The sequence below is a fragment of the Siphonobacter sp. SORGH_AS_0500 genome (genome assembly GCF_031453245.1).
Lineage (GTDB): Bacteria > Bacteroidota > Bacteroidia > Cytophagales > Spirosomataceae > Siphonobacter.
This window is the reverse complement of record NZ_JAVIYT010000005.1, coordinates 59,387-72,694: the sequence shown is the minus strand read 5'-3', so window position 1 is coordinate 72,694 and position 13,308 is coordinate 59,387. Positions and strand designations below refer to the sequence as shown.

Here is a 13,308-nt window from a genome sequence, read left to right as displayed (position 1 = left end):
CTCATACCCACCTATGGAACATCCGGTTACTAAACGAATGGTTTTCGAGCACTTTGCTGGTCGGCTGTCGCCGTTGCAACGACGCCTGATGGAAGAATGGCTTGAAAGTCCTCAGCACCAGGAAATCTACTATACCTGGCTGGAAGAATGGGAACATCAGAACTTACAATACGTTGCCGATTCGGAAGAGGCTTTGCGAAAAAGTCTGACTCAATTGGGCGAAATGCCAGACCAAAGGCCCGAAGAAGTAAAGCCCTCCAGGACCTGGTTGACATTCCGGCGGTTAAGCGTAGCGGCTCTTTTGTTACTGAGCCTTTCGGCCTGTTTTTATGCGGGTTTTGATCGTATTTTTTATAAAACGTTTGAAACGGGTTACGGACAGGTCAAACAAATTACCCTGTCGGACGGCACCCTCGTGACGCTTAATGCTCATTCGTCGTTGCAGGTACCTCGTTTCACCTTTCTTGCGAATAGTCGCCGGGCGTTTTTAAAAGGGGAAGCCGATTTTGATGTCAAACACCTTCCAGATCATCAACCCTTTCGCATTACTACTGAACGTAATTTTCAGGTAACGGTACTCGGTACGAAGTTTACCGTTTTTGCCCGTTCCCGAAAGACGCAGCTCGTGCTTAAAACGGGTAAGGTACAGATTGATTATACGAAGGACCATCGCTCGGAAAAGCTACTCATGAAACCCGGCGAGCTGGTCAGTCTGGATCAGAAAGGACGCTTGCAGCGGAAACAGGTACCGAGTCCGACCCCTTACGATGCCTGGAAAGATCATCGCTATGAATTCAATCATACTTCGCTGGAAGAACTTTCCTATATGTTAGAGGAAAACTATGGTCTGGAAGTGGACATTAAGAACCCGCCGTTGAGAAAGGAAACTACATCGGGGTCCTATCAGGCCCGTAATGCCGATGAATTACTTCAGCTCATTTCCCAATTGTTTGAAATCAATTATAACCGTCAAAACAACCACGTTACGTTCTCTCAATAACTTCTGTAGCTCCGAAAAAGCTTAACCTCTAAATCAGATTTTCTATGAACAGACGCTGTATCTACTTGCTTGGAAGGTATGCGTTGCTGGGTGGACTATGTCTATGGTTTTTCCCTACAGCTTTTAGCCAAACGCTGGCCTGGTTGCCTCCTTCCGTAGTTTCCGGTTCGGCGAAGCAGACGCTTCCCCTGAAACAAGTGCTTCATAACCTGCGGGATTATTATCGGGTGGATTTAATCTATGCCGATAAACTGGTGGAAGGCCAGCACGTGCCCAGCCTTAATTTTTCCCGGTATGCTTCACCGGAAGCGGCTCTGGAAGAGTTATTCAAACCCCTGGATCTGCATTTTCAAAAACTCAAAGCGAAGACGTATATCATAAAGCGTTCTAAAAAAAACGCTTCAGAGAAAGATTCAGCCCATGAATCAGCTTCTACGTCAGAGTTAACTAGCTCACAGGCCTTGGCTCAGGAATCAGTGGTCACAGGCCGGGTAGTAGCCTCCGAATCCAGAGAGGCTCTGGTAGGGGTTTCGGTATTAGTTAAGGGTACGTCGAAGGGGACTACAACCAATGCAGAAGGACAGTTTCAGGTTACTATTCCTTCTCTTCCTGCTACCCTCATTTTCAGTTACGTGGGCTATGAAAAACAAGAGGTTGAGGTCAGCTCCCAAACGAATCTTGACATCGAGTTGAAGCCCAACCCGGAATCTCTCAATGAGGTCGTGGTAATTGGGTATGGGCAGGTGAAGAAAAGCGATTTAACGGGTTCGGTCGCTTCGGTCAAAGCATCGGAAATTAATGCTTACCCGACGACAAACATGGTTCAGGCCTTGTCGGGCAGGGCAGCGGGTGTCTACATTTCTCAAAACAACGGCTCGCCCGGCAGTGCCATTAGTGTACGCGTCAGAGGTACTAATTCCATTCAGGGAAGTAATGAACCTTTGTATGTGGTAGATGGCTTTCCTTATTCCGGCAATCCGACTTTACTGAATAACTCGGATATTGAATCCATTGAGGTATTAAAAGATGCGTCTGCTACGGCTATTTACGGTTCGCGGGGAGCTAACGGGGTCGTTCTCATTACCACAAAAAAAGGTAAATCAGGCCGTACCAGCGTCAGTTATGATGGGTATTATGGCATTCAGACGGTTCGTAAAAAACTCGACCTGATGAACGCTCAGGAATACGCCAATTTCTATAATGAACAAGCAACCAATGACGGACTTGCTCCTCATTTTACCGCCGAAGAAATCGCTCAGTTTGGCAAAGGAACGGATTGGCAGGATTTAGTTTTTCGATCTGCTCCCGTGCAAAATCATTCGGTATCCGTGAGCGGTGGGAGCGAGAAAACCCGCTTTACCGTGCAGGGAGGTAACTTTAACCAGCAGGGAATAATTATCGGCAGCAATTACGTAAGAAACTCCTTACGGGCTAACCTGAGTTTTGACCTAGGGAAAAAGTTTAAACTTGACGTTAGCTCCATTCTGAGTAAAATCAAGTCAGATCGGAAGAATTCAGAGAAAGGCAACCGGGGTGGCTCGCTCATTTCAGCGATATTATCGGGCTATCCTACGGCTCCTGCCACGAATCCAGACGGCAGTTATAGCAATCTGGGTCAATACTATGCCTGGGGTTCGAATGCCATCATTAATCCCCTTAATTTCATCTATCTGCAGAATGATAAAATTCAGTCCAACAAAGTCTTAGCCAATGCGGCTTTATCCTACGAACCCGTGAAGGGTCTGACTCTGAAGACGATGGCGGGTATTGAAAGTACGGATGATCGGACCGACAGCTTTACGTCCAATCGTTTCGTAAATTCAGTCGGCTCGGCCAGTATCAGTACGGCTCAGATAACTAGTCTATTGAGTGAAAACACGCTGAGTTACGTAAAAAACTGGAACCGGCATTCGATTTCAGCCGTCGCGGGCTTTACCTATCAGGACTATACCTATACCTCATTTGCCACTTCTGGAAGCGGTTTCATTAGTGACACTCAGGAAACATACGACATCGGTGCGGCTGCTACGCAAAATGTACCTAGCTCGTCTTACTCCAAATGGGCGTTGCTTTCGTACCTGGCCCGGGTGAATTATACCTTTAACAACAAAATTCTGGCTACGTTGAGTATTCGCTCGGACGGCTCATCCCGCTACAGCGAAGGGCAGAAATGGGGATATTTCCCTTCGGGAGCGTTAGCCTGGCGGTTGTCCGAAGAAGACTTTATTCAAAAACTTCCCTTTATCTCGGATCTCAAAATTCGGGTGGGTTATGGGGAAACGGGTAACACCGCCATTAGCCCTTACCAGACTCTGAATCAACTCAATTCCGGGAGGGTCGTTTTTGGCGATGCCCTGACTACTTCCTACGCTCCGGATACCCGACTGGCAGGGCCTTTACGCTGGGAAACCACTGCCCAGAGTGATGCCGGTCTGGACATTGGTATTTTCAACAACCGCTTCACGTTCACGCTGGATTACTACATTAAAAACACGCGTAACCTCTTGAATAACGTTCAGTTACCCTCTTCACTGGGCTACCTGTACACCATTCAGAACATTGGTAAAATTCAAAACAGAGGACTTGAACTTTCAGCCAGTGCCCGAATCCTGCAACAGGCGTTTAAATGGGACGTATCAGGTAATATTTCCTTTAATCGCAATAAAGTCATGAAGCTCTACGGCGGAAACGATATTCTAGGCGATGCCATTAATATTTCCGTCATTAATGATAACATCAATATCATTCGGGAAGGGGAGTCGCTGGGGGCTTTTTATGGCTACGTATCCAAGGGCTACGATGAGAAGGGAATGGTCGTTTACGAAGATTTTAATAACAATGGTATTCGCGATGCGGGTGATAAACGAATCATTGGGAACCCACTGCCCCGGTTTACCTACGGGTTAAATTCGACGATGTCCTTTAAGAACTTTGAGCTTACGCTGTTTCTGCAGGGAAGTCAGGGGAATGACATCTTCAATTTAAGTGCGGTCAATCAGACCAATGATTATGGACAGGCTCTCAACATGCCCCGCGAGGTTTACCTCAATCACTGGACTCCGTCGAATCCTAACGCCAAGTATCCCATCATCCGTACCTCTTCGCAGCCACAAGTATCCGACCGTTTCATTGAAGACGGTTCTTACTTACGCGTGAAAAACATCCAGCTAAGTTATACACTACCCGTTTCCAGACTGGAGCTGAAATGGCTTGAAAATGCTCAGGTGTATGTCAGTGCCCAGAATCTATTCACGTTTACCAAGTATTCCTGGTATGATCCCGAAATTAACTCCTATGGTGGGTCAAACTCCGTATTGCTGGGCATTGATCATTATGTATATCCGGTAGCCAAAACCACGACTGTGGGTATTCGAGTTAGTTTTTAATTGAGAACATGACCGTCATGAAAAAAATATTCTTACTTCTACTGCTCCTCACGACTGGTTGCTCGGATGCTTTGCTGGAAAAGCCAAAATCGCTAGCCTCAGAGATTTTCTACAACACAGATGCGGAGGTGAAGGCCGCAGTGAATGCCATCTATGGCCCCATGCGTGCAGACAATGCCCTGAGTATTAATTATCCTGCTCAGCTGGAAGGACTGGCAGATTACGGCGATTCCAGGGGAAGTCAAATGGCCGTGAGCCTTTATCAGGGCCTGGATAATACCAATATCAACCGCGTTGGCGTGATTTGGGATAATTTTTACCAATCCATCCGAAATGCCAATTTGGTCATCGCCAATGTACCTAAGGCTACGGCCATCTCGGAGGCTAATAAGGCAGCGTTTCTGGGGGAAGCCAAATTTCTCCGTTCGTTGCTCTATTTTGCTCTGGTGCGTAACTGGAACGGCGTCCCCCTGAGAACGGAGGCCAATATGACAATTTATGACGTAGCCCGGTCTAGCGTAGCAGAAGTGTATGAACTTATTTTAAGTGATGCTCTGGCCGCGGAGGCTTCACTACCAGACACGCCTGCCGAAATCGGTCGGCCCAGCAAGTGGGCGGCCAAGACTCTTTTGTCGGAAATTTACCTGTATCAGGAAAACTACAAGGCTTCGGCGGCCAAAGCGAAGGAAGTCATCGACTCTGGAAAGTACGCTCTGGTAGAAGTCAGCCAGTCCGAGGATTTTCAGAAAATTTATGGTCCGGAAGTAGTGAACACTGCCGAAGAGATTTTTTACTTTAAGTATTCCCGTCAGCAGGGTTTCGGCCTGGTGAGTTATGCTCACCGCAAAACGGCTCAATATAACTACTACGGTCCCGGCGGCGTGTACGCTCAGTACACCGATTCGACCACTAATTCAGTCATTAAAAACTGGAGTGGAAAGGATCTACGCAAAGCTCATATTCTCTATAACGTCGATATTGGATTGGGTAAAAGCAGTTGTTTGTACCGAAAATTCAGAGATCCTGCCGCTACGAATTATGGAGCGGGTAACGATTATCCCTGGTATCGTTACGCTGATCTTCTGCTCTTTCACGCTGAGGCCGAAGCCCGTTCCAATCAGACCCCAACGGAAGCCGCCCTCGAAAGTCTCAATAAAGTACACCGCAGGGCGTATGGCTATCCTTCTAACACCGTGTCTGCCGTCGATCTCAAACGGACCGATTATAACCTGACCTCCTTTATTGACAAAGTGGTTGAAGAAAGGGGATACGAAACCATGTATGAAGGCAAACGCTGGCTCGATTTAAAAAGACTGGGGATTGCCAAACAACGCATTCTGGAAGTGAAGAAAATTGTAGTGGCCGATAAGCACATGCTTTGGCCCATTCCCAGCTCCGAAATTCTTTACAATAAGTTATTAACCGCTGAAAATCAAAATCCTGGTTATTAATGGATTCTTTCAGAACTTGCAAATCGTGTGCAGCAAGTATTTTCTAAACCTCCTGAGCTTATGTCGCATTACCCTCGTCGCCACTTTCTAAAAATAACCAGTCTTGCCAGCGTTGGACTGACTCTTAGCGGGGCCACTCGGCTGGCGGCTACCTACGATCTCATTATTCTCTCGGCCACTCCCGCCGGAATCATGGCTGCCGTAGCGGCGGCCCGTTTAGGAAAGAAATCCCTCATTCTGGAACGGACGGCTTATCTGGGAGGATTGCCAGCCAATGGCCTCGGAGCTACCGATATTGCGACCCGTGGAGCCACGGGCGGCCTGTTTCTGGAGTTTGTGGATCGCATTAAAAACTATTACATCGATACATACGGAGCGGATTCCCAACAGGTAAAAAATTGTTCAGACGGGTATCATTTTGAACCTTCCGTTGCTACGAAAATTTTTCAGGATTTTATTAAAGAACATCCGGCTATTGAGGTGTTAACGCTTCGTCAGTTCAATTTTGAGCCCGAAAACCTAAGCATTCGTAACAACCGCATTGAAAGCATCCGGGTAATCAACCGGACGACTCAAAAACCAGAAACCTACTCGGGTACTTTTTTTATTGATGCTTCTTACGAAGGTGATCTCATCGCGGCGGCGGGCGTGCCGTTTTTTCTGGGTCGGGAAGGCAAAAGCCAATACAATGAAGTAGGGGCGGGACGAGTGTATAAATACTGGGCCGGACCCGAAGGCGAAGGTTCTACGTATCAGGAGGATAACGCCATCGAGTCCTATAACTACCGACTTTGTCTGACCAATAATCCTGCCAACCGGGTTACGATTCAAAAGCCAGCTCACTACAACCGAGACGAGTTTGTTTCTCTGATTGAAGACGTAAAAACGGGCCGTCACACGGGCGTTCAGATGCAAAAACTGACGCCAGCTCAAATCGACGAAAACGAGAAACGAGTGGCAGCCGGTCAACCTCCGCAAGTGCCCGGTATGCCCCAGGGCATTGCCCGGCTGACCAATATGGTGAAGTTGCCCAATCAGAAAACGGATGCCAATAATCAACATCTGGCTTTTCTTTCCACCGATTTACCGGAGGAAAACTGGCCTTATCCTACTTCGGGCTGGCAGTGGCGAGATCAGTTTGCCCAGCGATTGCGGGAGTATACCGAAGGCCTTTTCTACTTCGCTCAAAACGATAGCGAGTTACCCGATTGGTTCCGTAAGCAATGTTCGGAATGGGGCTGGGCTAAAGATGAATATGCCGATAATGGGTACTTCCCGCGTCAGCTTTACGTGCGGGAAGGTCGCCGCATGAAGGGTCAATATATCTTCAAAGCTCAGGATGCCCAGGCCGTCGGCTCCAATGGCAGACCTCCGCTTCACTCCGATAGCGTTACGGCCAGTCACTATGCTCTGGATTCGCACGCGGTACGGAAGCGGGAAGCGGGTCGGGTACACCTGGACGGCTTTTTAAGTTACCCTTCCCAAGTCTACACCGTTCCTTTCCGCGTCATGGTTCCCGATGCTCCGATTGAGAATTTATTATGTCCCGTTGCTGCTTCGGCTACGCACATTGGCTTTTCTACCCTTCGCATGGAACCTTGCTGGATGGCTCTGGGACAGGCGGCGGGTACCGCTGCTGCCTTAACGGGTTCTGCATCCGTACATAAGCTTTCCATCAAAGCTTTACAAGAGTCTCTTCTCAAGCAAAAGGCGATACTGGTGTATTCGCCGGGCATAGACGTTCATGCTAAAGATTTTGCATCCAAGCAATTAGCGAGTTTAAAATAAGATGCTAAGCCTATGAAAATTATTACGCTTTTTTTTCTGCTCAGTTCAAGCCTTTTATACGCTCAGAAACAGGTCGATATCTGCATTTACGGAGGTACGTCAGGGGGGGTAATGGCCGCTGTAGCCGCCAAGCGTTTGGGTAAATCGGTGTTACTCATCGAACCCGGTCAACATCTAGGAGGGATGACTTCGGGGGGATTAGGTTTGACGGATATTGGTAATAAATACGCCATTACGGGTCTTTCTCTTCACTTTTACCGACGTTTAGGTCAGCATTATGGTCCCTTTGAGCAATGGATTTTTGAGCCGCATGTAGCCGAGGATCTCTATAAAACGTATGTGAAAGAAGACAAGGTTGAAGTACTATACGGGTACCGGATTCAATCGGCTAAAAAAAATAAAACAACGCTGGAAGAAATCACGCTGGAGACCGCTTCGGGTGGTCAAACGCAACGCATTCGGGCTAAAATGTTTATGGATTGTTCCTACGAAGGTGACCTCATGGCGAAAGCGGGCGTGTCTTACCGAGTGGGACGCGAAGCCAATGCCGACTATAAAGAAACTTACAACGGCGTTCAGCTTTTAGAGGGTCACCAGTTTCCCGATGGCATTGACCCCTATAAAGAACCAGGCAAACCCGAAAGCGGCCTGCTCTGGGGTATTAGTCCTGAAAAACTGGCGGCCAGGGGCGAGGGCGATAGGAAAGTACAAGCCTATAACTACCGAATCTGTCTAACCAAAAATCCAAACAACCGGGTCGCCATTACCAAGCCTGAAGATTACGACCCCAGCCGTTATGAACTGGTCTTACGTCTGATGCAAAAAAAGCCCTGGAAGACGCTGAACGATGGATTTATCTGGAGCAACATGCCCAATGAAAAGACGGATATTAACAATAGAAACGGCTTTTCTACCGACATGATTGGGATGAATTATGAATATCCCGAAGCTTCCTACGAAAAACGGGCGGAGATTATTCGTCAGCACGAAAATTACACCAAGGGTCTTTTATATTTTATTGGGAATGACCCCCGTGTATCGGAATCCATTCGGGAACAGATGCAGCAATGGGGTTACCCCAAAGATGAATATACCGATAACAACCACTGGTCGCCTCAGCTTTACATCCGCGAAGCCCGAAGAATGGTAGGGGATTACGTCATGACGCAGGCCAATTGCGAAGGAAAAGAAACCGTTACGGATGGCGTAGGACTCGCTGCCTATACCATGGATTCGCACAATTGTCAGCGAATAGTTATTGAAAAAGATGGCAAGCAAATGGTCAAAAACGAAGGAAATGTAGAAGTGGGCGGCTTTGCTCCTTATCCCATCAGTTACCGTTCGCTGATTCCTAAAGCTAGCGAATGCACCAATTTACTCGTTCCCGTGTGCATGTCGGCTACGCACATTGCCTATGGCTCCATTCGCATGGAACCCGTTTTCATGGTTCTGGGCCAGTCTGCCGCCGTTGCGGCGAGTATGGCTATTGACAGAAAAACGTCCGTACAGGCCATCGATGGCCGGAATATCCAAAAGTTATTACTCAAAGATCCGCTGCTAAATGGTTCGGCTGCTGATGTGGTCGTGGATGATGCTCAAAGCAGCGACGTTCAGATTACGGGCGACTGGAATCAGGAAAAAGCCGGGTCTTACGCTCATTCCCTGTTAAGTACGCAGTCTAAGGCTCCGGCTGCGGTACGCTTCACGCCTACACTTCCTGCCACTCAGGCTTATCAGGTGTATGTATACGTGCCCCGAAGAAAAGACGCCAGTTCTCAAACGGTGTTCCGGATATATGATGGCAGCCAGATGCAAACGGTTCATCTCAATAAAGAGCAAGTTATCGTCGAAGGTCAGACCTCCGGTGCCTGGATTCCGCTGGGAACCTTTAAACTACCGGCGGGTAAAAAAGCATACGTCGAAATTACCAATGAGAAAGCGGATGGAGCGGTAGTAGCGGATGCCGTTCAGTTTGTACAGGCGAAGTAATAAAAGGAGAAAGGCCGAAGAAATTGACTTTCTTCGGCCTTTCTCCTTTTATTACTTCGTTCGTGCCCTTCCCCCATAGACCGGGGCAATGCTTTGTTTTCTGAACCTAACATGCTGCCTAGCAGAATACTAGCGTAGGAGTAATCGGGTTGATAGAACCTAAGCATATACTAACTATTCTTAAAAACATCAGAAGCCTGAATTAAACTTACGCTGCTGCCGACGAGCAAACGCTACCATCAGGATTAATACGGGCACTTCGATCAGTGGTCCAATCACAGCGGCAAAAGCAGCTCCTGAATGGATACCAAAGACAGCAATAGCCACCGCAATCCCCAGTTCGAAGTTATTGCCTGCGGCAGTAAAGGCTAGTGAAGTCGATTTAGGGTAATCAGCTCCCGCTTTCCTGGAAAGGTAAAAGGCAGAAAAGAACATGATCGCGAAATAGGCGGTAAGTGGAATAGCGATGCGAACTACGTCGAAGGGAATGCTTACGATCAACTGTCCTTTCAGGCTAAACATTACCACAATCGTAAACAATAAGGCAAGTAGGGTAACTGGGCTAATAGTGGGTAAAAATTTGGTTTCGTACCAATGCGGGCCGAATGCCCGGCTGAGTACTTCCCGCGAGGTAATGCCTAGAAGGAATGGAATGCCTAGATAGATAAATACACTCTGAGCTACTTCACCGATCGTAATAGCAACATCAAAGCCTTGTAATCCGAATAAGGGCGGCAGTAAGGTAACAAATACATAGGCATAGACCGAGTAAAAGAGTACCTGGAAAATGCTATTAAAAGCCACTAATCCGGCGGCATACACCCGGTCACCCCCGGCTAGATCATTCCACACAATCACCATTGCAATGCAGCGAGCAATGCCGATCATAATCAAGCCCGTCATGTATTCGGGTTTATCGGGTAAGAACACAACCGCCAACCCAAACATCAATAAAGGCCCAATGATCCAGTTTTGCACCAGTGATAGCAGTAAAAGGCGGGTGTTTTCAACTACTAGGGGGAGTTCCCGGTAGCGAACTTTTGCCAGAGGAGGATACATCATCAGGATTAGGCCCATGGCTAAGGGTACATTCGTCGACCCAGTACTAAACTGATGGACGAACTCAGGTGCAGTTGGGAAGAAGTAACCTAACGATACCCCTACCAGCATCGCCAGGAAAATCCAGAGCGTCAAATAACGATCCAGAAAGGAAAGCCTTTTTTTAGATTTTGATGGTTCTACAGTTATCACGCTCACATTACTACAGTTTTGGTACACTAAGACAGGTTTTTTTGAACGAAGGCCTGGCTATAGGCTTTGATTTCATCTCGCACCCGGCGGAAAGAAGTGACCAGATCTTCTCCTTCGGTGTGTCCGGGATCAGAAAAGCTTTGATGGATCATTTGCCCGGCGGATGGAAAATAAGGACACTGTTCCCGGGCATGATCGCAAACCGTAATGACGTAATCGAAGGCCATTCCGGTATATTCATCGGCATGGTTAGACGTGTGATGAGAAATATCAATTCCATCTTCGGCCATTACCTGAATAGCCACTGGGTTTACTCCTTTCGGATCTACTCCGGCACTGTATACCTGAGCCCGGTCTCCAGCAAAGAATTGTAGATAAGCTTCAGCTAATTGGCTACGGGCTGAATTCCCCGTACATAACACTAGAATCTTTTTCATAGGAATGAATCGTTAACAACAAAGAGAATTGGGTTTACGGGTAGCTGCTTCGGCTACAATTTCTAAAGCTGGTTTTTCAGTAGCGGTACCACAGCACGACGAATCCGATGCCGTTACACCACAAGCTTCGTTACGGCTCAGGGCTTTGCATTGCGTAAAATCTGCCACAAGAAGAACGGTAAAGTATTCAGAGGTGATGGAAAACTCACCGGGATACATTTGGCAGGTGTCAAACATAGAATTGCCAAACTCAATTTTAACTATGGCTAGAGGATTCAGCGGTAGGGACTTCTCAACGAGATTTACAATCTTAAGGGCTTTGCTCACCGTCATGGAACGTTCAGCCTCTTTTACGGGTGGTTCCCAAAGCTGCACAATGACTTCCGTCCAGCTGTTCATTTGTCCTCCACAATCAACGGATACTATGGGAGCTTGCTTAATCTCTGTAATATGAAACGAAGCATCCACCTGTTCCCCCGATTGATACTCAAAAGCTAGGTGCAAGTTCGGATGAGCTTCCAATGTACTTTTAAACACCTGCCAAGTCATAGGACTGGTTTGGTTCGTCATAGTTTTATCGGTTTATTGTATTATTACGATGAATTCATTCAAAAAAAAGCTGCACTAGCTGCAGCAGGAAACCTCAGTAATGGGTCCTAACAGGCCTCCAAAGACTTGCTTAGCTTCCTTCCATACCTCTGGGTTAATGCAGTAGCAAACACGGGGTGGATTAATTTCCCCCTGAATAATACCAATGCGTTTGAGTTCTTTGAGGTGCTGGGAAACGGTTGCCTGAGCCAAGTTCAATTCATCTACCAAATCTCCACAAACACATGCTTTTTTAGCAGCCAGCATTTGTAGAATGGCCACCCGAGCGGGATGCGAAAAGGCTTTTGCCAGATCAGCAATCCGGTTTTGTTCGGCGGTAAAACTTTCCGTTTTCGTAACTCCCATGAGGCGAAATTAAAATGAATTTAAATCAATCGCAATATTGCGATGATTATTTAATACTTAATTAGCTTTGCTGTAAGTGTTAAATAATCATGGTTCCTCCCCGAGTAGGAACAAGTTTTTCATGACCACGATCAAAGAAAGCAAAAGATAAGTTGGTAAGTACATACCAGATTCCTCAGAAATGTACAAGTACAGGAGAGAGGAATGTGAGTCAATACAAAAAAATACTATCTATGACTAAAGATTATTTTTAGTTAAAATTAACAAATGACTATTTTTACTGAGTATGTATTTTAAAATTTCAGATAAGTAAATATTTGCTTATCAATATTTTAACCTAAATACAATTACCTCTGGTAGCTGGCGAATCCTGATCAGGCAGGCCTGGTAATAGCTGGGTTTGTTGAGTTTAAGTAAATGCCTGGAATACATCTTTCACTAGCAATGACTTAAAAAGCATAAAGCCATGAACCCATCGATCACAACACCATTAATTTTAGTAGTCGAGGATGATAAAGACTATATTGAATTATTAGAAAGAGGTCATAAACGCAGCAACATTAGCTGTCACTATGTATGTATAGAAACGGCTGAAAATGCTTTAACCTTTTTAAAGGCAAAAGACCTGATCCCCCACGTTATCCTGCTGGACTACGACTTACCCGGCATGAGCGGCTTTGAAATGATGGAACAATTGAAAGAATCCGAATGGAAAGCCATTCCTATTCTGATGTTTTCGATTCACAATCGTCCAGAGCTTATTAATGAGGCCTATCAGCGAGGAGTGAATGCTTTTATCCCTAAACCAGAAGGATATACGTCCATTATTGAGCTCTGGCATACAATCTGTTCGTTTTGGGGAAGACACGTTAGCCTGCCTAATTTAACTTAGATACATGTGATTAGATAAAATAGGGTTACTTCGTTACAAGTATCTTCGTTTTCGTTACCCAATTGAAATCATTGGTTAGGCTTTGCCATTTAAAGTTCAAATGTTCTATTCTTTTCGTAAAGTCAGGATTAAGAGTGTTGGACACATTTTTCTTTAGCAA

Annotated in this window: 10 protein-coding genes; 6 read left to right on the top strand and 4 right to left on the bottom strand. The window is 46.5% G+C overall.

The window, feature by feature from the left end:
• Positions 1-13: 13 nt before the first annotated feature.
• The 5 genes from QE357_RS21325 to QE357_RS21305 are packed head-to-tail and all read left to right on the top strand — an operon-like array spanning position 14 to position 9,614.
• Positions 14-1,000: a FecR domain-containing protein gene (locus QE357_RS21325; RefSeq protein WP_309712158.1), complete on the top strand. Its 987-nt coding sequence runs from the start codon at positions 14-16 to the stop codon at positions 998-1,000.
• A gap of 44 nt (positions 1,001-1,044) precedes the next feature.
• The gene (locus tag QE357_RS21320) at positions 1,045-4,386 is read left to right on the top strand and encodes a TonB-dependent receptor (RefSeq protein WP_309712155.1); all 3,342 of its coding nucleotides are present in this window, start codon (positions 1,045-1,047) and stop codon (positions 4,384-4,386) included.
• Positions 4,387-4,403: 17 nt separating this feature from the next.
• On the top strand, positions 4,404-5,837 hold the full coding sequence (locus tag QE357_RS21315; protein WP_309712152.1) for a RagB/SusD family nutrient uptake outer membrane protein: 1,434 nt from the start codon (positions 4,404-4,406) through the stop codon (positions 5,835-5,837).
• A 60-nt stretch (positions 5,838-5,897) separates the two neighbouring features.
• A complete protein-coding gene (locus QE357_RS21310) occupies positions 5,898-7,625 on the top strand; it encodes an FAD-dependent oxidoreductase (RefSeq protein WP_309712149.1) in 1,728 nt (575 codons plus the stop codon).
• 12 nt (positions 7,626-7,637) lie between these two features.
• Positions 7,638-9,614, top strand: a complete 1,977-nt coding sequence (locus QE357_RS21305) for an FAD-dependent oxidoreductase (protein WP_309712146.1) — start codon at positions 7,638-7,640, stop codon at positions 9,612-9,614.
• A 189-nt stretch (positions 9,615-9,803) separates the two neighbouring features.
• Here the strand turns inward: QE357_RS21305 and arsB are convergent, their stop codons facing one another.
• From arsB to QE357_RS21285, 4 genes are read right to left on the bottom strand one after another with little or no spacing between them, the layout of a single operon-like run.
• Complete coding sequence (gene arsB / locus QE357_RS21300) at positions 9,804-10,865, bottom strand: ACR3 family arsenite efflux transporter (RefSeq protein ID WP_309712315.1); 1,062 nt, start codon at positions 10,863-10,865, stop codon at positions 9,804-9,806.
• 26 nt (positions 10,866-10,891) lie between these two features.
• Positions 10,892-11,302 carry an arsenate reductase ArsC gene (locus QE357_RS21295; RefSeq protein ID WP_309712143.1) on the bottom strand — a complete coding sequence of 137 codons (411 nt, stop codon included), beginning with the start codon at positions 11,300-11,302 and terminating at the stop codon, positions 10,892-10,894.
• Between the two features lie 12 nt (positions 11,303-11,314).
• Positions 11,315-11,872: a DUF6428 family protein gene (locus QE357_RS21290; RefSeq protein WP_309712140.1), complete on the bottom strand. Its 558-nt coding sequence runs from the start codon at positions 11,870-11,872 to the stop codon at positions 11,315-11,317.
• Between the two features lie 54 nt (positions 11,873-11,926).
• On the bottom strand, positions 11,927-12,256 hold the full coding sequence (locus QE357_RS21285) for a helix-turn-helix transcriptional regulator (RefSeq protein ID WP_307140563.1): 330 nt from the start codon (positions 12,254-12,256) through the stop codon (positions 11,927-11,929).
• A gap of 466 nt (positions 12,257-12,722) precedes the next feature.
• Between QE357_RS21285 and QE357_RS21280 the strand changes: the two genes are divergently transcribed.
• Positions 12,723-13,148, top strand: coding sequence for a response regulator (locus QE357_RS21280; protein ID WP_307140564.1), 426 nt, complete (start codon positions 12,723-12,725; stop codon positions 13,146-13,148).
• Positions 13,149-13,308: the final 160 nt, after the last annotated feature.